The sequence below is a fragment of the Modestobacter excelsi genome, from assembly GCF_005930495.1.
GTDB classification, from domain to species: Bacteria; Actinomycetota; Actinomycetes; order Mycobacteriales; family Geodermatophilaceae; genus Modestobacter; species Modestobacter excelsi.
In genome coordinates this window covers 114,810-138,482 of record NZ_SJEX01000001.1, presented here as the reverse complement: position 1 = coordinate 138,482, position 23,673 = coordinate 114,810, and the positions used below count along the sequence as shown (strand labels likewise).

Below are 23,673 nucleotides of genomic sequence, written 5' to 3'. Positions count from 1 at the left end.
CAGCACCGGCCCGAGCCCTCGCCTCCGGGGCGACCGCGTCACGGTCATCTCCCGAGGCCGGGGCCGGAACGGCCGGCGGACCGGGAGCGGTCGAGCACGTACGGGTCGGGCGGCCGCGGGGTGCCCGGAGAATGCCGGTCGCGGTTGCGGTCGGCGTCGCGGCGTGCCCGCCAGGCGTCGCGCTCTCGCACGATCCGGTCCGGCGGCTGGCCGCGGAAGGCAGGCTCGCCCGTGAGGTGCTCGATGCGTGCCCGGGTTGCGGCCAGGTCGCAGCCGGCGGCGGTGATCTCCCGGTCGACTTCAACCAGCTTTGCGGCCGGATCCGGCGTGTGGGCCACCCGGCCAAAGCGGGCAACCATCTCGTCCCGCTCGCGTCGGCCCTCACCGCGGGCCCGCGTGGCTCGCGCGTGGGCGTTCCGGGCGGTGGCCGCGGCGCTGCGCAGGGCGGCTTGCTCAGGATGGGCCCCCTCTGCGCCTCGGCGGGCGGCGTCGTCAAATGCCCTCCACAGTGCTGCGCGGTCATCGAACGAATCGGCATGCTCGGCGATCGCCCGAGGGTCAGCGGGCAGGTCGGGGAGGTAGGGCCGCCAGATGTCGGCCCACTCGGTGAGCTCCTCGCCGGCCCGGGTAACCGCCCGCCGCCGCTGCCCCAACCGGCCGGCTCCTTGGAGCACCACCGCCGCTGCCTGGGAGGCGCCGTCGCGTTGACCGTCCCAGGCGTCGATGAGCTGCTGGCGAATGCGGTCGGCGTCGCCACGCAAGATCACCTCGACCGCGCGCACCTGCCGGTCGGCGTGGTCGACGTTCCGCCCCGCCTGCCGTTCTCGTGCGAGTCGGCCTTCCAAACGTTGGACGGGGTTCCCGCCGAGTTCCACGAGCTGCCGCAGCCGGTCGCGCAGCGGCTGGGTGATGGCAAGCCGGAGCTCGGCGTGTTGCTCAGCCGTCCACGCTTCGTGCAGGTCGGCGAGGACCTGCTCGAGCGGTCGGGTGGGGACGTACCGGGCGGCCTCCCGCGCGGCGAGTTCGGCGGCATGCGCGGGGCCGAGGTCGGCCCGGTCACGGGCGAACACGGCGATCCACTGCTCCCGGGCATCCGCGACGTCGGCAGCGACCAGGTGGGCGGTGTTCTTCTGGCGGCCGCGGGTCATCCCGACGTAGGCAGACGCGGCGCCGGTGCGCTCGCCGATCACCACGTGCGCTGCCGGGACGGTGTCCCCCTGGACGCCGTGAGCGGTACTGGCATAGGCCAGCTCAACCTGCGCGGTGACGTACCCCGCCGGCAGCACCCGCTGTCGTGCCGCGGCCGGGGTGACACTTCCCCGACCACGGGCGGTCGGGGTGACATCGACGGGGGTGACAACGAGTTCTCCGTCACCGCCGACCCCGCCGACGGTCCAGGTGTCACGATTCGCGACGTCCAGGTCACGGTCGTTGCGGCGGGTGGTGATCCAGTCCCCCACGCCGATCCGCTGCCCGGCGCGCGTGGTCACGACTGTGCTGTCCTGGATGCGGCCGGCGGTGACCAGCCGTTCGCGAATCGCAGCGTTGAGTTCGGCGACCTGCTCGCGGGTGTCCACCACCACCGCCACGCGCACGCCTTCGGCGTAGGAGGCGGCTGCCGTGCCGGCCAACGCCTCGGTCAGCGCGCCCTGGGCAGCATGCAGCCGGACCTGGCCGCGCGCGAGCAGGGCGTCGAACACCGCGCCCGCATCCTCCCCGGTGCGCATGGCCCGGGTCAGGTCCGCGTACTCGCGGTCCGGAAGGGTGACGCCGGTGCCCTCGGTTCGGGTGAAGCGGTGCACCGTCTCCAGTGTCAGGTGGGCGGTCGGATCGACGGCGCGGGCGGCGAGGTCGAGGACGCCGCCGCGGCCGACCGCGGCCAGCTGATGCCGGTCACCGAGTAGCGCGAGGCGCACCTGGCACTCGTCGGCGACGGTGAGCAGGGCGCGGGCAGTGTCCTGGTCAAGCATGCCGGCCTCATCGACCACGAGCAGATCCCCGCGGCACAGGCGCGCGCTGGCCCCCGGTCCGGCGTAGAGAGCGCCGGTGACCGGGTCGGCCTCGCCGGCGGCGAGGCGGGTCCAGGTGCCGTCCTCGGTCCAACGCCAGCCGTGCTGGAACACCAGCCACGCCACCGAGCCCGCGGCTGTGCCCACCTCCGCCCGGGCCACCTTCGCGGCTTTCAGCGTCGGAGTCACAACGATCAGGCCGCGGCCCTGCTCCTCGAGCAGACGCCGGGTGGCCGCGAGGGTGGTGGTTTTGCCGGCGCCGGCCGCGCCCTCGATCACGACCAGCGGCTTTCCGCCGGCGAGCGCGGTGACCGCGTCCGCCTGATCGGCGTCCAGCCGCTGGGCGGGCAGAACCGCCGGCCGGATACCGGCGGTGTCGGTCTCGCGGGAGAGGGTGCGGGCCGCGAGCCGGTCAGTCAGCTCGGCCTCCACATCGAGCACCGGCTGAGACGTCCAGGCACGGATGTGATCGGGCACAGCGGGAAGCACGCCGGCCTGGAGGAGCAGCGGCACGCAGCGGTCCAGGGACCGGGCGGTTAGGTCCTCGGCCAGCTCGATGCGGACGGCGGCGTCGGCGACGATGCCCTGCCCGGCGACAGTCTGCTCGACCTCACCGCGGATGTCGGCGGCGTTCCAGGCCGACCTGGACACCGCCAACCTGGTGAGGACGTCCTGCGCCACGGCGTCGCGGTCCAGCCCGCCGATCGGAGCCGGCGTCAATGCCATCGCGATGTCGCGGTCGCGATATCCAAGGGCCCTGAGCTCAGCGAGCCACCGGGCGGTGACGTTCGCCGCCGGTCGCCGGCGCCCCTTGTCGGGGCGGTCCTCGGCCCACGCACGCGCGTCCCATCTCCGGTGCAACGCCGGGCCGGGTTGTTCGCCAGGGTTCACCTGCCTCCATTCCCGTTCATAATGTCCCATGTTTCGCGCAATCTGCACGGTGCGGGCACTGAACGGGCCCACGTACTCGGCAAGCTGCAGTATTTCTCCGGAACCATCCAAGGCGTATCCATGGGCCGCGAGTGCGGCCCGGAGATGTGGGTCGGTGGCGACCGCTGCATGGCCGATCCCGTTGATCGCGGCCAGCGAATCCCGGACGCCGACGGTGTGCAGCCCGCGCCATTTCCCGGCTGCGAACACTCGGGCGTTGATCTGCAGGTGCAGATGTCGATGGGGGTCTCCCGCACGGGAGGTGCAGTGCCGCACCGTCACCGCGTGCAGAGCTTCGACGGGCACCTGCACCTGTCCGCCTCGGGGCCCGACCCGAGTGGTGGCGTGCTCGCCGAGCCAGCCGACAATCTGCTCGGCGGCGCGATCCTGTGCCGCGTCGTATGCCTCGGCGATGTCCGGGTGCAGCGCTGCTGCCAGGGACCACGACTTCGGGCCGTTGACCACCACCTCGACGAACCGCACCGCCCGGTCGTCCTCCCGCAGCCGCCCCCACGGCGCCGCAGTCTCGGGATCCACCCCCGCGACCCACGCCTCGTAGCCGTCCCCGGTCAGCGGCGCGAGTTCCTCCACCCGCCCGCCGGCTGCGGTGAAGCGGCGAGCAACATCGGTCCCCTCGGTCAAGTAGTAGTCATCGGCCCGGCCGCGCCCGGACTCGACATAGTGGCGGGCAGCGGCAGGTGCACCCGCGTACACCTTCATCCCGCCGTGCATTCGTCAACGCCGCCCAACAATGGCCAACATGTCACCCCAACAACGACGAAGAGCCCCGCAAAGCGGGGCTCGAGCTACCTCCATTGGTAGCATGCGTGCCGTTCTGATTCAAGTGTTGGAACTGGCTGGTTGATGGAGCGTCGTTTATCTGCGGAATGGCCCCGACCGAGCTGTTGGACGATGCCGACGTTTATAGCGTCAGGCGCCAGGCATGCTTCGTCGAGTACCCGGCGTCATGTGTTGACGTTGCTATGTGTCGCGATTGCTCCGATCCGACCGGCAGGGACGGCCATCCCTGACCTGTCGGTCACCGTCCCGACGATGGCCGTTCTCGACACGGAGTCGGAGCTACTCGCTCAGCAGCAACCGTTGCTGCACTCGCAGTCGGTCCAGTCCGGGTCGCAGGGACATGTCAGCTCGAACATGGGCAATCACCTCCCTCTCCTCCGGTGGGCACCACGTGCCGGGCGTGGGGTCGGGGCACTCGGCCTGCGGTAAGGCGGCGGCCATGGCGGCCATCTCCGCGCGCAGGGCGGTGAGGCGGGCGAGCTGGGCGTCGACGTCGGCCAGACGACGGCGGAGCAGTTCCCCCGCCGGCTCACACGGGCATCGTCCGGTGTCCCGGACGGCGAGCAGGTGGCCGATGTCGACCAGTCGCAGTCCCAGCCGCTGCGAACCCTGGATGAACTGCAGCCGGTCGACAGCGCCCACGTCGTAGTCCCGGTAGCCCCCCGGCGTCCGCTTCGGCGGGGGCAGCAGCCCGACGCGCTCGTAGTAGCGGACCGTGTCCCTCGGTACGCCGACCGCCCGCGCCAGTTCCGCGATCCGGAGTCCGCGCTCGGCCGTCGTCGTCATGCAAACCAGCCTGCACCTTGGACCCAAGTCCAAGGTCAAGCACCTCCATGACGGATCAGGAGCAGCAGGCGTCGGCACCCTCGCGAGTGAGCGCCGCGACCGTGGCCAGGGTCTTCACCGGCCCCGCGAGCGGCTCGCAGTCCTGGCGCCCGCGCAACCGCACTCAACTCGCGATGATCACTGTGGACGGTTCGGGGGACGACGTGGTCAGCGGAAGGGGACCAGCAGGACCGGCCGGGCACACCGGCCAGGAAGCCGCCGGGAGACCGAGCCGGCGGTCGCCCGATGGAGGAGCTCGCTGATCCCACCGGGATGCCTTCCGACGACGAACAGCGCGTCGTGCTCCTCCGCAGCTGCGGCTCGCCTTCACAGAGCCTCGGAGCTCGCGCGGCGATGCACTTGGGGTCAAGTGCCGGCCGACCGCGCCGCCGAGGAGCTCAGCCGGGCCCCTCACCGGCAACGTCTACGGACACGTCTTTCCCGATGCCGTGATCACTCGGGGCACCGTCCTGAGCCACTTGAGGTCGGCTAATGGTGGTCGAGCGGTCGCGCGACAGAATAGACGTTCCTGCTTTGCCGCAAACGGGCTCTGACCTGCGAATGCTTCGGTCCGTCGTCCTTCGAGGCGCGTTGCGGTACCGCTTGCTGTATTCGCTCCGTCCCCGACCCGCGACGTCCTGCGCCGTGTGCGTCCAGCGGTGACCGCAGAGAGCGCGACGGCCGGCTACTTCCTCACGTCTAGCCAGTCCCGTCAGGCACTGCCTGCTGCCCACGGCGACGACCACACCTGAGGGCCGCGATGCTGAGGCTAGCCACGACTGACTGCGCGGATGGCGGAGTCGGTCTCATCGTGATCCCTGGCCGCGAGCGTCGACCACAGCCTGCCCGCCCAGGGGCAAGGTCGTCGACGGACCAGCCACTGCAGCAGCTCCTGATCGGCTACCGGGGCGTCCCCGCGGCGGACTCGGGTGCCGGGCACCCCTCGGCGTCTACGCCGACGGACCGCACCTCGGACGCGTCGCGCGGGGTCGGGACGTTCGTCCGTCGTTCAGTTGAGAACCCGGCAACATCGAGACGCCCGCGAAGTCGGGGGTTGCGGGCATGGGGGGCTGGCAGAAATCGTCCAGAAGAAATGCTCACGGTGTTGTCCAGCAGGCGTGGCAGTTCCCGCCGCGATGTGATGCCGAACTTCTCGAAGACCTTGTGCAGGTGGTATTCAACCGTGCGGGGGCTGACGAACAGCTGCTCACCTATCTCCGGATTCGTCAGGCCGTCGCAAGCCAGAAACGCGATGCGGGCCTCCTGCGGGGTGAGGTTCCCAGCCGTATCTCCTCGACGGCGCACCTTCTCCCCCGTGGCTGAGTTCTCTCGCCTGGCCCGGACAGCAAACGCCTCGGCGCCCATCGCCACGAAGGACTCCTCGGCGGCTCGCAGCTGCACTCGGGCATCGATGCGCCGACCCTGACGCCGCAACCACTCGCCGTATAGCAGTTGGGCGCGGGCTCGGTGGACCGTGATACGTGACCTCGCCAGCCGGTCGATGGCTTCTTCGTAGAGCTTCTCGGCCCCTTGACCATCGGTCACCAGGGCTCTCGACCGCGCCTCCATCCCCAATGCCCAGTCTGTGCCGGAGGCACGGGCGGAATCGGTCAAACGCTCTACCGCGCCCACGGCGGCGTCATGCCTTCCGCTGCGTGTCGCCGCTTCAATCAGCTCTACCAAGCCGAGCCCGGACAAGCCCAGCTCATCCAGTTCGGCGGCGTGCCACGCCGCAGCCAGTGCAGCGTCATAGCGACCGAGGCCGTTGTACAAGACGGCCTCCGCGAGGCTGGCTGTACTGAGCGTGTACCCATCGCCACGGAAACCGGCGTCCCTACGCGCGGCGTCGAAGAGGGCTAGAGCGCGATGCTCCTCTCCCGACCACCCCGCCAGTACCAGGGAGGCGTGGGCGATCGGAGGGTTGCCCGAAGCATGCGCTAGGGCAAGCGCCTCCTCGACGAGAGCGCTAGCCGCACGGAGTTCGCCACGGTGCACGTCGACCATCGCGCGGCATGCCAGCGCACAGAGGAGCACCGTGCGAGAACCGGTGTCCTCCGCACGTGCCAGTCCAACTGCTGTCAGCACATGCCAGGCCTCGTCGTCCCAGAGGTCGGCCGCGACGGTGGTGGCCAGCCACAGCGAGAGGGCGGAACCGCCGATGCCGTCTCGGCCCCATGCCTCAAGGGCGCCACTCAAGGGAACGTGAGCCGCCCCATGCCCCTTGGTGAATCGGACGACGAGTCCGTCGAGCAGCAGGTCATTCGCCCGGGGGTCCGCCGGCTGTCCTCCGTTGACCGCCTTCGCCACGGCCTCCACGCCGCGACGCCCGAGTCGACCGGCCGCGACGGCCGCGGCCAGCGCATCCACATACGTGTCCCGGGCAACGGATGCATCGAGTCCTTCCCACATTCGTGCGACGTCGAGAAAGAGTTCGGATGACTCGTCGCCGCGTCGGGAGATGGATGCGACCTGTGCACGCAGGCGGGCCAGACCACCATGACCGAATGCGTCAAGAGTGCCGAGCTCGGCGGTGGCGAGCAGCCGAGACGCCGCGTCGGTGGCACCGGCATCGAGTGTCGCCGCGGCGGCGGCAAGCGCCCGCTGGGAGCGACGCGCAGAGTCGCGGGTCATCAGGGTGGCCAACTCCAGGAATGCAGCCGCAGCGGCCGGTCCTCCCCGTTCGCCAGCCTTCGGCGAACAGCGCTCCAACTCCGCCGCGAGTTCGTCGTCCGGCGCGTCGGCCGCGTAGGCCAAGTGCCAGGCTCGCCGATCGGGTGCCGATGTGGAATCTGTCGCGATGGCGAGCGCCTCGTGGACCGCTCGCCGGTCTCCGGCCGATGCCGAGTGGTAGACGGCTGACCGCAACGCCGTGTCACAGAAGAGCACGCGTGAGCCCACATGCACGAGACCATCCGACTCGAGCGGCGCAGCCGCCTGGGGCGGTAGTGCGAGCGTCGCGGCGGCACGCCACAGCAACGCCGGATCACCAGTGGGATCAGCGGCCGCCAGCAGCGCCAGGCGACGACTGTCGTCCGCTGACGCGTGGAACCGTTCCAAGACCTCCTGCAGCCGGCCGGCTGCGAGCAGGGCTGGAGTGTCGACTGCGAACCCACCGGCGCGCCCCGCCGAGGTGAAGCCGTGCGCCGCGTCCAGCAACGCCTGAGGGACGCCACGCGCTTCGGCAATGACTCGATCGATCACGGCCTCGTCCACGCGCCCGCGGATCAGCGAACGCACCAACGTCCGCGCATCGGAGTGGGACAGCTCCACCAGCCGAAGCGCAGGGAGACCGTCGAACTCCCACACTTTCTGGGGATCTCCCTCAGCGATGAGGACGGCGATCGGATCCGCCCGGAGGCGCCGAATGACGAAGGCCAGCACCTGCGCCGAATACCGGTCGAGCCACTGGGCGTCGTCGATGACGCAGAGCAGGGGTCGGGGGCCGGCGACCTTCTCGAACAGCGAACGAACTGCCAACCCGAGGAGCAACCGGTCCGGCTCACCGCCGCCCGATCCGACAGCGGTCTCAAGAGCCCGTCGCTGCTGAGGCTCCAGGCGGCCCACGGCGTCTTCCATGGCGCTGGACAGCAATTGCAAGCCCGCGTAGGGAAGGTCCGCTTCGCACTCGATCGCACTGATCCGAATGACCCTGAAGTTTGCGGCACGATCGACGGCGCGGTCCAGGACAGCTGTCTTGCCGATGCCTGCCTCGCCGCGCAGGACGAGAACGCTGCTATGGCCACCTTGAGCGCGATCGAGCGCGTCATCGACACGGGCGCACTCGACGGTTCGACCGGCGAGGCCGGACCGGTCCGCAACGGCATTCAAGGCGCTCTGGTGGAAGCCATGAGGAGTCACGTAGAAAAAGATGGTCACAGCCGACGGGGCTCGCGCCCGTGAAAACCCCGGGCGGCGTACCCGGGGACCCCACCCGAGAAGGATCAGCGTAACGACGCTCCAGCCCCCAGGACTTCTCCGGGCTCGGGTTCAGCTCACGTTCGCAACAAACAGGACGGTCACCCGGCCCGGCTGTGCCGCCTGCGGCGAGCCTCCTCGGGTCGGGACGCACCAACAGTCAGACGGGCCAGCATCTTTCGCCTTGGAGACCGCTACAACACCGACCATCCTGGGTCCCGTAGAGCCGAGGCCGTCCGTGCAGACGAGGCTCGGACAGCCCACTGCGGCGTGAACGCCGTCGCACATACCTGACGCCGAGAGACCGAGTGGCGGCCCCCATCCAGCAGCTGACTCGTCATGCCCGATCCACGGTCCCGGTCAGCCGCCGATGGAGGGTGGCATCCGCCGACAGGCCGAGGCGCCAGCGAGGCGCTCTGGTGCTCCAGCGCGTCGAGCCGGCCCCATCCGTCGTACTCCGTCGATGAACGAGGCCCGCCCGCTGGCGCGTCACTCGCGCAGGCGAGAGCCTCTCGCGGTCGACGCCCGCGACTGGGTCCTCGTCGTCCTCCGCCGTTCGCCCGAGGGGGCCGGCCGCGTAGCCCAGGCCCAGCCCGCGGTCACGGACGAGATCGCGACGATGACGAGGCCGAAGGCCTCGAACGTCGACTGCAGGCCGAGATGGCCGACGACGAGTCCGGCGAGAACCGCCGGCACCGAGATGGCCGCGTACGCCACGATGTAGAACGCGGCCATCACCGATGCGCGGTGCTGCGCCGGGATGGCCCCTACGAGCCCGCGCAGACCGCCGAGGAAGCCCACTCCGAATCCGGCACCGCAGAACGCGGAGCCGATGACGAACAGGGAACTCGAGGCCTTGGCCGTCGCCAGCACCACGAGCAAGACACCCACCACCAGCGCGATAGAACCCAGGCAGGCGGAGAGCCATGGGGATGTGCGTCCCAGAAGCAGCTGGCAGAGCGCCGCGGTGCCCCCGACCGCCACGATGCCGATGCCGGCGAGAACGGTGTTCTTCGAGTCGAACAGACGCGCCGAGAGCGCCGGTCCGAGAGAGAAGAAGAGGCCGCCCAGGGACCAGGAGGACAGCGCGGTCAGACCGGCGAGGACGAACGGCCTGCGAACAGGGGCCGGCACGTGCGGTCGCTGGAACGTCAGCCGGGGACGCCGCCGATTGGTGACGGGCTCAGGCATCGCACATGCGCCGACGAACCCGACCGCGAGGAGCCCGAAGAGAAGGACGTAGGGCGGCTTCAGGGGCGCGCTCCCGATTTCCACCGCTAAGGAGGTCAGCAGGACGCCGAGGGCGATCCCGGCGCTACTGGCGACGGCGTTGGCCAACCCCACTCCCCATGCGTCGCGGCGAGGGTGCAGGTCGAGCAGCGCCGCGCTCGCCGCGCTGATCGCGGCGCCGGTCGCCAGTCCCTGCACCCCACGGGCGACGAACAACCAGGCCACGGAGGAGGCGAAGAAGAAGCAGATGGTCGAGACGATGAGTCCGCTCAGGCCCACCAGGAGCACAGGTCGCCGACCGACGTCGTCCGAGACGCTGCCCGCGAAGAGCAAGGTCACCAGAACCCCGAAGGCGTACGTCGCATAGACCAGCGTGAGCGTCAGGGATGAGAATCCCCAGAGCGCTCGGTAGCTCTGATACAGCGGCGAGGGCGTCACGGCCGCGAAGAACCCGAGGCCGATGACGTAGGCCGCTAAGGCGTAGGCGACCGACCTGCTGAGCGATCGCCGGCGTGGTTTGCCGATCACCGCCGAGGTGTCCTGAGCTTGCACAACGTGGTTCATCTGGTGTCTCCACGGTCGGTGGCGAGAAGCGGCTCCCGCCCTGGCCTGCACGGCCACTTCCTGCTGCGGCGGTGTGAGGATGACCGTCGCGCTCGTCCGGTCGCCTCACATCAGGGAGGTCCCCGGCGGCGCTCCCTGGCCGGAGCGGTCCGGACGCCTGCCCGCGAGGAGGTGCTGTGCCTACTTCTGTCCCGCGGCGTGCGGTGACAACATGACTTCTCGAGCAAGAGGCTGGCTCACACCGGCCCCGCGGCGGCGCAGCGGCGCAGCGGCCGGAGCAACCACTGCTGCGGGCGACCCCCGGCTGGCCGAGCGTCACGGGACGTGCGCCCGTTCCCGAACTACAGGCGGTGTAGAGGGATGTCCACCATCGGCTCGAGGCCCGGACTGCTGGGTCGCCACCACGAGTGCGAGAAGTTGAGCAGCCTGGTGGCGGCCGCCAAGGCGGGCCACAGCGGGGTCCTCGTCCTGCGCGGCGAGGCCGGCATCGGCAAGACGGCTCTGCTCGAGTTCCTCCTCGAGCGCGCCGTTGGATGCCGGGTGGCCCGGGCGGCTGGCGTCGAGTCAGAGATGGAAATCCCGTTCGCCAGCCTGCATCAGCTGTGTGGCCCCTATCTGGATCGGCTGACCAAGCTGCCTGTGCCGCAGCAGGAGGCGCTCGGCACGGTGTTCGGACTGCGGCCCGGAAGCGCGCCCGACCGCTTTCTCGTAGCTCTGGCAGTGCTGTCCCTGCTCACCGACGTGGCCGAGGATCGGCCGTTGATCTGCGTCGTGGACGACGCGCAGTGGCTCGACCAGGCGTCGTCGGAGACGCTGGAGTTCGTCGCACGACGGCTCACCGCCGAACACATGGCCATGGTCTTCGCTGCCCGCGGGTCTCATGATGTGCCGAGGTTCGCGGGGCTTCCGGACCTCGTCCTGCACGGGCTGGGCGCCAGGGATGCGGCGCGTCTCCTCCAGTCGGTAGTCACCGGCGTGCTCGATCCCCGGGTTCTTGATCGCATCCTGGCGGAGTGCCACGGGAATCCGTTGGCTCTGCTGGAGCTGCCGCGGGGGCTCTCGGTCGCGGAGTTGGCCTTCGGAGGGGACAGCAGCGCTGCTGCCGCGACGTCCTTGGCCCACCGCCTCGAGCAGGGTTTTCTGCGCCAGGTTCAACCCCTTCCGCGGCGGACCCGGCAGTTGCTGCTGACCGCCGCTGCTGAACCGGTGGGAGACGTGCCGCTGCTGTGGCGCGCCGCTGAGCGGCTCGACATCGGCGCCGCCGGGGCGGCAGCCGCCGAAGCCACCGGGCTGATCGAGTTTCGCGATCGTGTCCAGTTTCGTCATCCGCTCGTGCGCTCGGCCCTCTACCGCTCGGCCTCAAGCGAAGAACGGCGGGCTGTCCACGGGGCGCTCGCCGACGTCACCGACCCCGACCTGGATCCCGACCGCCGGGCCTGGCACCGAGCCCGGGCCGCCGTGGGCACCGACGAAGAGGTCGCCTGCGACCTAGAGCGCTCAGCCGACCGCGCTTTGTCACACGGAGGCCTGGCCGCGGCAGCCGCCTTCCTGGAACTCGCGGCCACGCTGACCCCTGACCCCGCGCGTCGGGCGCAGCGCGCCCTGGTCGCGGCGCAGGGCAAGGTGAACGCAGGCGCCTTCGACGACGCCTCCGCCCTCCTGTCGATGGCCGAGGTCGGACCGGTCGGGGAGGCGGAGCGGGCGCGGATGGAGTTGTTACAGGCTCAGATGGCCTTCGCGGCGAACCGTGGGAACGAGGCGCTGCCGCTGTTGCTGGCCGCCGCCCGCCGGTTCGAGCCACTGGACCCGCAAGTCGCCCGGGACACTTACCTCGATGCGCTGTCGGCCGCACTATTCGCCGGGCGGCTGGCCGCCGGCCCGGGGGCACGGGAGGTGGCCGAGGCCGTCCGAGAGTCGCCCCCGCCGGAGGCGCCGCGCAAGGACGCCCTGCTGCTCGAGGGGCTCGCTGTGATGTTCACAGACGGCTACACGCCAGCGGCGCCGGTCTTGGACGGGGCGGTGCACGCGTTCATAACCGAAGAGCTGAGCATGGATGAGGCGCTGCGTTCCGCCTGGCTGGCCGCCGCCACGGCGGCGTCCCTGTGGGACGACGCGAGTTGGGACGCTCTCACCCGTCGACACCTGGACCTCGTTCGCGAGGCAGGTGCCCTCAGTGCCCTGCCCCTTGCTCTGAACACCCGTGTCGTCGTGCTCCTCTTCACGGGTGACCTGTCAGCGGGGACGTCCCTGGTCGAGGAGGCAGGGGCCGCCGTCGAGGCGACGAAGAGCAGCCTCGTGCCCTACGGAGAGGTTGGTCTGCTTGCCTTGAGAGGCGACGCCGGGCGGGCGGAACCGCTCTTACAGAGCTGCCTCGAAGATGTCGTCGCCCGCGGTGAGGGGGTCGGTGTGAACATGATTCAGTGGGCGCGCGCCGTGCTGTGCAATGGCCTCGGCCGCTACGACGACGCGTTGAGTGCCGCTCGGGAAGCGACCGCCGACCCGTTGGAACTGGGGCCGCCCAAGTGGGCACTGGTCGAGCTCATCGAGGCCGGCGCGCGCAGCGGAAACCCTCAGTTGGCCACCGCCGCCCTCGACGAACTCTCAACGATGGCGGCTGCCACCGGCACCGAGTGGGCGCTCGGGGTGTACGCGGGCGGGCGCGCCCAACTGCAGACGGGTCGAGCCGCCGAGGACGACTACCGGGAGGCCATCGACCGGCTTGCCGGCACCACGGTCAAGGTCCAGCTCGCCCGGACCCGGCTGCTCTACGGCGAGTGGTTGCGGCGGCAAGGCCGGCACGCCGACGCACGCGCTCACCTGCGCACCGCCCACGAGACCTTGAGCGCAATGGGCGTCGACGCGTTCGCCGAGCGTGCCCGCCGCGAGCTCCTGGACGCCGGTGAGACGGTGCGCAAGCGCACGGTGAAAACCACCGGAGACCTCACCGCTGAGGAGACCCACATCGCAAGACTGGCCGCGCAAGGATTCACCAACGCGGAGATCAGCGCCCAGCTGTACGTCAGCCCCCGCACGGTCGAGTGGCATCTCGGAAAAGTCTTCACCAAGGTGGGCGTCCGCAGCCGTCGAGAGCTGCGTCGTGCCGTGCTGGACAGTGCCCCGACGACCGCCGACGCCTGAGCGAACGCACATCCCCCGCTCGTCGTCACCCAGGGGTTGCAGACTCCTCGATACGCCGATCCCAGCCGTGGAAAAGGGAGTATTCCCCCGCTGTCCATGCCTCGCGGAGGCCCGAGGAGGACAGGTCCCAGTCCGGCCGGATCTCGGCGGTCGCCGCGCGCAGGTCGTGCCACAGGTCCTGGACCGAGGGGCGACCCCAGAACCAGTAGCCGTTGTAGATGCTGTGGATGACCAGGCCCGGCTTGAGCACGAGCGTGTGCGGGATCATTGGGTCGTGGTCGGGGTCGGTGTACTCCTGGATGGCGAGGTCCCGCTGCACGATCCGCCCGGGGTCCGACAGGAAGGTCCACTGGGCACCCACGGACGCACGGAACTCCTGCAGCTCGTGGCGGTCGTCCGTCGCGATCGTCGCGATCTGTGTGTAGGCGACGCCGAATTTGGGCTGGGACGCCGCCAGTTCGAGGTGCTGCTGGTGCTCCTTCGGGCAGTAGTGACCACGCGCCAGCGTGAGGACGAGCGGGTTGCGGCCCTGGAGCTCGCTGAGGCTGTGGACGGCACCGGTGTGGTCGGGCAGCTCGTAGTCCGGGAAGACCCCGCCGGGGACGATGTCGGAACGCATGGGGGACCGCCTCTCCTCTGACGTGCGGGACAGCGACCGGCGACGCCGTACAGCGTCGGGGCAGCGGCTGCAGCGGGAGAACTCCGCGCCGTCCCTCCCTGCCAGTCGTCCCCCTCGCCGGGAGCCTCCGGTCGGCGTCGATGACCGTCGCCCTGCGAGGGTGGCCATCGCCTCCGGGACCTCCCCGGTCCTTTCCCCTGGATCGACGCCGTGCTGCACCGGTCCTCGGCCCGGAGACGGACCGGGCGGTCGACCAGTGACCTCCCGGGGGCGACGCATCGGCAGGCACCGACATGCTGCGGGTCCCTCGGCACCGATCACCCGGGCGGCACGGCCCCGTCCGCCGACGTGCCCACGGAGCGTGAGCGACACAGGAGGAGATTCGATGGACGTCACCGAGCTCGCCGGCCTGCTGCACGAGGCAGAGGAGCACCACGGCGCGTACGAGGCTGTCGCGCCCGTGCACCACTGGTGGGACTGGTACGCCGCCTACATCGTCGCCCGGGACGGCGGCAGCGCGGAGGACCAGGCTGTCGCCGAGGCCGGGCGGCACATGGAAGCCGTCCTGCGGTGACCGCCGACTTCGACGTCCTCGTGCTCGGCGGTGGCTCGCCCGGTGAGCACTGTGCAGGCGCGCTGGCGATGGGTGGGCTGCGCGTCGCGCTGGTCGAGCGACACCTCGTCGGGGGTGAGTGCTCTTACTACGCCTGCATCCCCTCGAAAACGCTGCTGCGCCCCGGGGAGGCGGTGCACGGTGCCCGCGAGGCGGCGGCCACGGCGCAGGTCGACGTCGAGATGGCCCTCGCTTGGCGCGACTTCATGGTGTCGGGCTACTCCGACGCCGGCCAGCAGCGCTGGCTCGCCGACAACGGGATCACCCTGCTCCGCGGCGCTGGCCGGCTGGCCGGGCCAGGAGCGGCGGAGGTGGACGGCGTCCGGTGCACCGCCGAGCACGTGGTGGTGGCCACCGGCTCGGACCCGGTCATCCCACCGATCTCCGGCCTGACCGGGCTCGACGGCCTCTGGACCAACCGTGAGGCGACTGGTATGACCTCCGTACCACGGCGGCTGCTGGTTCTCGGCGGTGGCCCCGTCGGCGTGGAGATGGCACAGGCCGTCCGCCGTCTGGGCGGCGAGGCGGTCATCGTGGAGATGGGCGAGCACCTGCTCACCCGCGAGCCCGCCCCGCTCGGGCGGGCGCTCGGCGAGGCATTGCGCCGCGAGGGCATTGAACTGGCGCTCGGCCGGAGCGGCCGCAGAGCGCGGCGCGACGGGGAGGACTTCGTCCTCGAACTCGACGACGGCCGTGAGCTCCGCGGCGACCGCCTGCTCGTCGCGACCGGACGCCGTCCCCGGGTCGAGGGCATCGGCCTCGAGACGGTGGGCATCCGGGCCGACGGGCACGGGATTCCTGTCGACGGCAGACTTCGGGCGGGCCATCACCTCTGGGCGATCGGCGACGTCACCGGCCTGTGGCAGCTGACTCACGTCGGCAAGTACCAGGCCAGGATCGTCGCCGCGAACATCCTCGGATTCCCTCGCGAAGCCCACTACGACGCCGTCCCGCGCGTGGTCTACACCGACCCACAGGCGGCCGCCGTCGGCCGCACCGACGCACGGTTTGGCGCGACGGCCATGCTGTCGGGTGTCGCGAAGACCGCGGCCTATACGCGCGCGTACGCCCACAGCAACGGATTCCTGACCTTGCTCAGCGACGGACGACGGCTGACCGGCGCGTACGCGCTCGGTCCTGAGGCTGGCGAGTGGCTGCAGCAGGCTACGGTCGCCATCCGGGCCGGCGTGCCGCTAGAGGTGCTGGTCGACACCATTCAGCCGTTCCCCGCCTTCTCCGAGGTCTACCTCGACGCGCTCAAGGCGTTGGTCAGCGCCGTCATGGCCGAGCGGCATCCGATGGAGGTCGTCTCGTCCTGACGCATCGCCCGCGCCCGCCGCGGCGACGGCCCACGCCCCCGTGGTGTCGTTTGCCGGGGCGCGGCTGCTCACCAGCGCTTTGATGCACCACTCCCCAGGTCCACGAGGGCGAGCGCACGGTCGGCCGACATCCCCCGGGGACCGGGCAGCGCACCAGGGACTTCCCCGGGGCGGGGCGGGCTCCCGGCGAGCCACGCTGGTCGCGCCCTTAAGCCGCTCCGGCCGACCCACAGATCCAGGAGGTCTCACGATGGACGTGAAACTTGAGGTCGTCGTCCTGCCCGTCTCCGACGTCGACCGCTCCAAGGAGTTCTATAAGAACCTGGGATGGCGTGAGGACGCCGACATCGTCGGTGGTGAGGACTTCCGCATCGTGCAGCTGACCCCGCCGGGCTCTGCCTGCTCGGTCAGTTTCGGCATCGGCGTCACGACCATGACGCCGGGCTCGCAGCAGGGGCTCCTGCTCGCCACGGAGAACATCGAGGCCACTCGCGCGGAGCTCGTCGAGCGCGGCGCCCAGGTGAGCGAGGTCTTCCACGGCCCGGCCGGCCGCTTCCACCCCGACGACCCGAGCGTCCGGCTGCCGGGGCCAGACCCGGACGGCCGCAGCTACCAGTCACATGCGGTGTTCAGCGACCCGGATGGGAACGGCTGGGTGCTGCAGGAGATCACCCAGCGCCTACCCGGCCGCTGAGCCTAGAGGCGTGGTGCGGACCCCGGGGTGCAGTCGTCCAGGGGGGTCCGCACCACGACCTGTCGACCCGTCATCGATTGAACCTGTGGCCAGCCGCTCCGAAACCCGACCGGCCCCGAGGCGGACGACCTCTGGATCATCACGGACAGGAGCTCAGGTGATGAACGTCCATCCCGGTCGGCGCCACCGCCCCGGTACGCTCACGGGGAAGGACCGGGCGCGCGCGTCGGCGCCGGCCGACACCAACCCAAGCGCACTGGTAGCACTGCGGAGTCACGACGGCGCCCTGCTGGTCGCCACCACAGTCCTCGCCTCACTCGTCGCCTTCTACGACGCGGCTGTCGTCACCGTCGCGGTCCCGGCCATCAGCGGGGACCTGGCCGCAGGCGTCTCCGGCGTGCAATGGGTGGTGACCGGGTACCTGCTGACCGGCGCGGCGCTCCTGCTCCTCTCCGGTGCCCTGATCGACCACTTCGGCCGGCGCCGGGTCCTCGCCGCGGGGCTGCTCGTCATGCTCGTCGCATCCGTGCTGTGCGCGATCGCGCCGACCACCGCCGCGCTCGTCGCGGCCCGGCTGGTCCAGGGGGCCGGCGCGGCGATGGTCGTGCCTAGCAGCCTCGCCCTGCTCAACGGGACGCTGACGACGGCCGACCGGGCCCGCGGGATCGGTGTCTGGGCCGGCCTCGCGACGCTGGGCATGGCCGTGGGCCCGTACGCCGGGGGCTGGCTGGCCGACCACGCCTCCTGGCGGTACGTGTTCCTGCTGAACCTCCCGCTGGTCGCCGTCACCCTCGCCATGCTGCGGCGCCTGCCGGGGCTGGCCAGGCCCGGCAGGCCGCTCTCGCTGGACGTCGGCGGCGCGGCGCTGGCCGTGGCCGGGCTGGGGGGCCTGATCTACGCCTTGACCGCCGGCCCGTCGGCCGGCTGGCTGAGCCCCCCGGTGCTGAGCTCCGCCGTCGTCGGCATGGTCTGCCTGGCCGCGCTGGTGCCGGTCGAGAGCCACCAGCGCAGTCCGATGCTGCGCTTGTCGCTGTTCCGGTCCCGCCAGTTCGACGCCATCAACACCGCGACGCTGCTGCTCTACGGTGCGCTCGCCGCGGCCGCCTACCTGGTCGTCCTGCAGGTGCAGTTGACCCTCGGCTACAGCGCGGCCGCCGCCGGCGCAGTGCTCGTCCCGGAGTCGGCGGTGTTCCTGGTGCTCTCGCCGTTCGCCGGCGGGCTGGTCGCCCGGGTCGGTCCCCGGCGGCTCATGGTCCTCGGCATGCTCGCCATCGCCGCAGCGTTCGGCCGGCTGTCCGCCGTGGGCGCTGGGGACCACTACGCCGGCGCGGTCTTGCCCGGTGCCCTCCTTGAGGGCCTGGGGCTCGGGCTCACCGTGGCTCCGCTGACCGCGTCGGTGCTCGCTACGGTCGACGACGAGGACCTCGGGGAGGCAGCGGCGGTCAACGACGCGGCCTCCCGGGTCGGTGGGGTCCTGCTGGTGGCGCTGGTGCCAGTGCTGATCGGCGTCGGGGACCAGGACCTCGGGGACGCACTTGCAGGCGGCTACCGCTCTGCCATGCTCGTCATGGCGGGGCTGGCCGCCGCGGCGGCCGTGGTGACCGGCGTCTTCGTGTCCGACCACCTGGCCACGGTGCCGAAGGTGCTGCCCTCGCCGCGGGTACACGGATGCGCCGTCCCGGCCGAGGGGCCTGTGCCCGACCGTGCCGGAGCGGGGATGGCAAGGGAATAGGCGCGCCCAGGGCCCAGTTCCGTCGGGTGGACCGACCCGGCGCCGGCTGGGGCGCCGGGCTCGACCTCGACAGACCGGGGCCCTCCGCGCCGTCCCGGAGCTCTGTCGCTGACCCCGGTGCGGATCGCTCCACCGGGGAGGCATCGGCTCCCGGCGGCAGCTGCTGCCGAAGGCCGATGCCTCTATCCCGTCCTGGCGTCCTGGTCGTGCCCTGGCCGTGCGGGCAGAGCGGCGCTGCTAGTCGGCGTCGCCTCGGAAGAGCGACAGGAACAGTTCGAACACGTTGAGAATGTCGAGGAAGATCGAGGCGGCCAGCAGCGGCGCGGTCTTGATGTCGCCGCTCCGCCGCAGCCGCTGGAAGTCCAGACTCGTCAGCCCGGCGAAGACGACGAGTCCGACGACGGCGTAGACAAGTGCACCGCCCGGGAGCTCGACGAAGATCAACACGACGCCGAAGATGGCCAGGCCGACCAGCGCCCAGAAGAGGGTGCGCTCCAGCCCGGAGAGGTCGCGTCGGGTCGCATAGCCGGCGGCTCCGAAGCCGGTTATGAACAACGCCGTCGCCCCGGCGGCAAGCACCAACCCCAGCGGGTCCGCCCCGGCGTAGTAAGCCATCGTCGGCGCCAGCGCTGCGCCCAACGAGGCGCCGAAGACCAACAACAGCCCGACGGCTGTGGGCTCCGAACGCTTGACTGCCGTGTTGAGAGCGAGCAGGCACGCGACGGTGGCGCCGAAGAACAACCAGCCCCACCCAGCTGACAGTCCCCGGGCCAGGTACGCACCGAGGGTGAACGTCGCTGCGGTGAGCCCGACCAGGCCCATCGTACGACCGAGCAGGGTGGCGGTCCGGTCCCGGTCGAGGGTCGGGGCGAGGGCTACGGTGTCTGCCGACATGAGGTCCTCCGTTGGTTCAAGGTCGTGAGGTAAGGACCGTCGATCCCGGGAGGGCCCCGTCGCGTCCGTGCCCTCCCCGGTGAAACACGGGCGGACGCCACCCAGTGGAGCCAACGGTGGGGTCGCCCCAGGCCAATCTCGGCAAGGCCTCCGAACGCCACCGACGATGCCCCGCCCCATGACCAGGCAGTGGATCAGGGACATCCCCGAGGCGAGCGAACAGCAGGAGCGGGACGGTGCTGGAGCCGGCATCGAGCCGGTGCGGAAGTCCCATCATGAACCAGAGGAGACACCCATGAGCTCGTCCGCCGGCACCTCCTACACGCCGGAAGGCCCCCGCTCCGCCTCTGGAGCGCCTGGCCTCCCCGCAGGGTTCACCGACACCTTCGCGAGTCGGTACATCGACACAGGCGACGTTCGCCTGCACGCCGTCATCGGAGGCGAGGGGCCGCCCCTGCTGCTGGTGCACGGCTGGCCGGAGAACTGGTATGCCTGGCGTCTGCTGATGCCGACCCTGGCCCGGTCTTTCAAGGTCATCGCCGTCGATCAGCGCGGTTTCGGGTTGTCCGACAAGCCCGCGGGGGGCTATGACGCCGGAACCCTCGCCGGCGACCTGATCGGCCTGATGGACGCCCTCGGCCACGAGCGGTTTGCCGTGGTGGGCCACGACACCGGATACATCATCAGCTACGCGCTGGCCGCCGATCACCCGGACCGCGTCGCCTGCGTCGCACTCGCCGAGATCCCCGGGCCTCCGGGGGTGGCACCGTCGCCGCCGCTGTTCGTTCCCGAGCCGGTCAACAACCGCGTCTGGCACATCCCCTTCAACCGCGTGAACAACGAGATGACCGAACAGCTCGTCAGGGGTCGTGAGGACATCTTCTTCGGATACGAGTTCGCCATCCAGGGTGGAGAGCCGCTGCCTGATCAGGCGCTCAAGTACTACTTCGACCTCTTCTCCGACCCCGACGCCCTGCGCGGGAGCTTCGGCCTCTATCGCGCGTGGGGCACCACGCTCGCACAGAACGAGCAGCGGAAGAGCCGACCGCTGGCCATGCCGGTGCTGGCCATCGGCGGAGCAGAGAGTTGGGGCGACCATGCCGGCCATGGCATCGAGCCAGCCGCCCTGAACGTGCAGACCGTGGTCATCCCGGACACCGGCCACTGGGTCGCCGAGCAGGCTCCTGAGGAGATGCTGAAGGTGCTGACCACGTTCCTCGAGCCCTATCGCGACGGAGTGGGGACGGCGACCGGGTCGAGGCCGGCGGTCGCCGTCACCGGTTGACCTCCTCGCGCGTCGCCGAACGCGCTCGCTCGGCGGGGTGACCGAGCACTCCTCTCGGAGCCGCCCCGCCGAGCGGCGCAGCCGCCACCCTGACAACTGCCGAGAGCCGGCAGCCGCAGTGCGAACCCCCGAAGTCGCGCCTTGGTCACGGAGCGTCCCGGACCGCAGATGTGCCAAACTGCGGCCCGCACGATGGCTGCGGCGAGGCCCGTACGGCTCCTCGCCGACCGGGGGCGTCGCTACACTGTGCGGCTTCCTGGTCCGGAATTTGTGCAGACTCGGCGGCCGCAGATGACGAGAGCTGTTCCCGGTTCCCGGCTCCCGGGTCGCCGCAGTGAGTGCTCGACGCTCGAAGGACTGGTGGCCGACGCCCGTTCCGGACGTGGTCGCGTCATGGTCGTCCGCGGCGAAGCCGGGGTCGGAAAAACATCACTCCTCGACCACGTCGCCCAACACGCGCCCGGGTGTCGCATCGTCAGGGCGGCCGGCGTGCAGTCAGAGATCAAACTTCCCTTCGCCGGACTCCAGCAGCTGTGCGCTCCCCTGCTCGACCACCTCGGTCAACTGCCGGATCGACAGAGGGAGGCACTGGCGACGGCGTTCGGCCTGAGTGCCGGAGCGGCGCCCGACCCCGTCATCGTGGGCCCCGCGACGTTGAGCCTCCTCTCCCATGCAGCCGAGCACGTACCACTGATCTGCCTGGTCGACGACGCGCAGTGGCTGGATGAGGCCTCCGCGTTGACGCTGGCGTGCGTCGCCCGTCGGCTGCATACCGAGCCGGTGGGCCTGGTCTTCGCCGCTCATGACACCGGGAGGGACGGGGCACTGACGGCCTTGCCCGAGCTACCAGTCCGCGGTCTCGACCCCGCCGACGCGCGGGCCCTGCTGGACATGGTGCTGCAGACTCCGCTCGAGGCCACCGTCCGGGACCAGATCATCGCGGAGACGCACGGCAACCCGCTGGCGTTGCTCGAACTGGCTCGGAGGCGCACACCGGCACAACTGGCCTTCGGTCTGGATCGCGGGCAACGGGAGGCAGAGAATGTGGCCGGACGCCTCGAGCAGGACTTTCTCCAGCGGATCGCGGCGCTTCCGGCCGACAGCAGACTCCTACTAGCGGCGGCAGCAGTCGAGCCGACCGGCGACGTCTCCCTCCTGTGGCGGGCAGCTGACCGGCTGGAGGTCGGGCCCGACGCCGCAGCGCCGGCCGAGGCAGCGGGACTCATCGACCTCGGAGCACGCGTCACGTTCTGCCATCCGCTCGTGCGCTCGGCCGCCTTCCGAGCAGCCGGTCGTCCGGAATTGCACGAGGTACATCGCGCGTTGGCGCAGTCGACCGACCCCGAGCGTGCCCCCGATCGCCGTGCCTGGCACCTGGCCGCCTCGGTGACGGGGCCGGACGAGTCCGTCGCGGTGGAACTCGAGCGGTCGGCCGCCCGGGCGCGGGCCCGTGGGGGCCTGGCTGCCACGGCCGCCTTCCTCCAGCGTGCGTGCGAGCTGACGGTTGATCCGGCTCGCCGGGCCGCGCGGAGCCTGGCCGCGGCGCAGGCCCACTACCTGTCCGGCGCGCTCGAAGCGGCGTCTGCGCTGCTCACCTCCGCCGAACTAGATTCGCTCGATGAGCTGCAACACGCCCGCGTCGCAGTGATGGCGGCACAGATTGCCTTTGCCTCGAACTCCGACGGGGAGGCTCCCTCGCTCCTGCTGGCGGGGGCCCGTCAGCTAGAGCCGCTGGATGCCGGGCTCGCTCGGGACGCCCATCGGGACGCTCTGGCGGCCGCACTCTTCGTCGGTCGATTCGGTGGGGACCTTGGTGTCGTCGCAGTCGCCGCCGCGGCCCTCCGCGCGCCGAAGCCCGACGTCCCGGGCCCCGCGGACCTCCTCCTCGATGGTCTGGCCACCGTGATAGCGGATGACCCCTCCCATGGCGCGGCATTGCTCAAGCGAGGCCTGGACGCCGTACGCACCCAGGGCCTTTCCGAGGGTGACTCCCTCCGCTGGCTCTGGCTCGCCACCCATGCGGCCCACGACATCTGGGACGACGAAAGCTGGGCGGTGCTGAGCACGCGTCATGTGCGCATGGCCAAGCAGGCCGGCGCGCTGACGATGCTGCCCCTCGCGCTGAGCGCGCGGATCGAACTGCACCTCTACGCCGGCGAGCTGGCCGAGGCTGCCGCGCTGGTCCAGGAGGTCGCCACGGTCGCCGAGGTGACCGGGAACCGGCTGCCGCCGTACGGTGCCCTCGCGCTGGCGGCCCGCCAGGGTCGCGAAGTCGAGGCCCTGGCGCTGATGAGGACGGCCCGCGAGGAGCTGGTCCCCCGCTGTGAGGGCATGGGACTGACCCTGGTGGACCACGCGGAAGCGGTGCTGCACAACGGCCTGGGGCAGTACTCGATGGCGATGGCCGCCGCCACGCGGGGTGCCCAGCACCCTCAGGAGCTCGGCTTCGCCTCATGGTGTCTTGTCGAGCTGGTCGAGGCCGCCGTCCGCAGCGGCGAGACCGCGGTCGCCGAAGGCGCCCTCGAGCGGCTGTCGTGGAGCACGCGACCCAGCGGCACCGACTGGGCGATCGGTGTCGAAGCGCGCTGCCGAGCGCTGGTCGATCAGGACGGCAACGCCGAGGACCGCTACCAGGAGGCGATCCACCACTTGGGCCACAGCCGGCTCCGCCTGGATCTGGCCCGCGCTCACCTGCTCTACGGCGAATGGCTGCGACGCGAGGGCCGTCGGAGAGACGCTCGCCGGGAGCTGCGCACTGCCCACGAGATGTGCACGATCATGGGCGTGGACGGGTTCGCCGAGCGCGCGCGCGTCGAACTGCAGGCCACCAGCGAGAGGGTGCGCAAGCGCAGCGTCGACACCGTGGGACAGCTGACGGCACAGGAAGCGCAGATTGTGCGGTTGGCGAGCGAGGGGCGGACGAACACAGAGATCGGCGCCCTGCTGTTCCTGAGCTCGCGGACGGTCGAGTGGCATCTGCGGAAGGTCTTCACCAAGCTCGGCATCACGTCACGCCGCGAGCTACGGTTAGTCCTGCCCGACGTCCCCGCGGAGACCTCGTCCGTATGAGGCGGAGTTCCCTGGCCGTGCTCGCGCGGCGCCGGT

General features: G+C 70.8%; 13 protein-coding genes. 7 read left to right on the top strand and 6 right to left on the bottom strand.

The features are described 5' to 3' along the window. Window positions 1–44: 44 nt before the first annotated feature. The 4 genes from mobF to FHL80_RS00635 form a co-directional block, all read right to left on the bottom strand. Window positions 45–3,659 carry a MobF family relaxase gene (mobF, locus tag FHL80_RS00655; protein WP_138731546.1) on the bottom strand — a complete coding sequence of 1,205 codons (3,615 nt, stop codon included), beginning with the start codon at window positions 3,657–3,659 and terminating at the stop codon, window positions 45–47. Window positions 3,660–4,019: 360 nt separating this feature from the next. Then, window positions 4,020–4,526, bottom strand: a complete 507-nt coding sequence (locus tag FHL80_RS00650) for a MerR family transcriptional regulator (protein ID WP_138731545.1) — start codon at window positions 4,524–4,526, stop codon at window positions 4,020–4,022. A gap of 939 nt (window positions 4,527–5,465) precedes the next feature. After that, window positions 5,466–8,441, bottom strand: coding sequence for a helix-turn-helix transcriptional regulator (locus FHL80_RS00640; RefSeq protein ID WP_216870312.1), 2,976 nt, complete (start codon window positions 8,439–8,441; stop codon window positions 5,466–5,468). Window positions 8,442–8,969: 528 nt separating this feature from the next. Then, window positions 8,970–10,274 (bottom strand): MFS transporter, encoded by a 1,305-nt coding sequence (locus tag FHL80_RS00635; RefSeq protein ID WP_138731544.1) that lies wholly within the window; start codon window positions 10,272–10,274, stop codon window positions 8,970–8,972. Window positions 10,275–10,634: 360 nt separating this feature from the next. On the opposite strand from FHL80_RS00635, the gene FHL80_RS00630 reads away from it, so the two are divergent. Further along, window positions 10,635–13,412 (top strand): helix-turn-helix transcriptional regulator, encoded by a 2,778-nt coding sequence (locus tag FHL80_RS00630; RefSeq protein WP_138731543.1) that lies wholly within the window; start codon window positions 10,635–10,637, stop codon window positions 13,410–13,412. Window positions 13,413–13,437: 25 nt separating this feature from the next. Here the strand turns inward: FHL80_RS00630 and FHL80_RS00625 are convergent, their stop codons facing one another. Beyond that, complete coding sequence (locus tag FHL80_RS00625) at window positions 13,438–14,031, bottom strand: peroxiredoxin family protein (protein WP_138731542.1); 594 nt, start codon at window positions 14,029–14,031, stop codon at window positions 13,438–13,440. 385 nt (window positions 14,032–14,416) lie between these two features. On the opposite strand from FHL80_RS00625, the gene FHL80_RS00620 reads away from it, so the two are divergent. From FHL80_RS00620 to FHL80_RS00605, 4 genes are all read left to right on the top strand, one after another. Then, a complete protein-coding gene (locus FHL80_RS00620) occupies window positions 14,417–14,605 on the top strand; it encodes a bleomycin resistance protein (RefSeq protein WP_138731541.1) in 189 nt (62 codons plus the stop codon). Continuing rightward, a complete protein-coding gene (locus FHL80_RS00615) occupies window positions 14,602–15,963 on the top strand; it encodes a dihydrolipoyl dehydrogenase family protein (protein ID WP_138731540.1) in 1,362 nt (453 codons plus the stop codon). The genes FHL80_RS00620 and FHL80_RS00615 overlap by 4 nt, the downstream gene beginning before the upstream one ends. A gap of 250 nt (window positions 15,964–16,213) precedes the next feature. Further along, window positions 16,214–16,657: a VOC family protein gene (locus FHL80_RS00610; protein WP_138731539.1), complete on the top strand. Its 444-nt coding sequence runs from the start codon at window positions 16,214–16,216 to the stop codon at window positions 16,655–16,657. Between the two features lie 160 nt (window positions 16,658–16,817). After that, window positions 16,818–18,389 (top strand): DHA2 family efflux MFS transporter permease subunit, encoded by a 1,572-nt coding sequence (locus FHL80_RS00605; protein ID WP_216870311.1) that lies wholly within the window; start codon window positions 16,818–16,820, stop codon window positions 18,387–18,389. A gap of 237 nt (window positions 18,390–18,626) precedes the next feature. Here the strand turns inward: FHL80_RS00605 and FHL80_RS00600 are convergent, their stop codons facing one another. Further along, window positions 18,627–19,283: a Bax inhibitor-1/YccA family protein gene (locus FHL80_RS00600; RefSeq protein WP_138731537.1), complete on the bottom strand. Its 657-nt coding sequence runs from the start codon at window positions 19,281–19,283 to the stop codon at window positions 18,627–18,629. Window positions 19,284–19,578: 295 nt separating this feature from the next. Here FHL80_RS00600 and FHL80_RS00595 point away from each other — a divergent pair, with 295 nt between their 5' ends. Together FHL80_RS00595 and FHL80_RS00590 are read left to right on the top strand one after the other, a co-directional pair. Beyond that, on the top strand, window positions 19,579–20,568 hold the full coding sequence (locus FHL80_RS00595; protein WP_138731536.1) for an alpha/beta fold hydrolase: 990 nt from the start codon (window positions 19,579–19,581) through the stop codon (window positions 20,566–20,568). Window positions 20,569–20,859: 291 nt separating this feature from the next. Then, window positions 20,860–23,637 (top strand): AAA family ATPase, encoded by a 2,778-nt coding sequence (locus FHL80_RS00590; protein WP_138731535.1) that lies wholly within the window; start codon window positions 20,860–20,862, stop codon window positions 23,635–23,637. Window positions 23,638–23,673 lie beyond the last annotated feature (36 nt).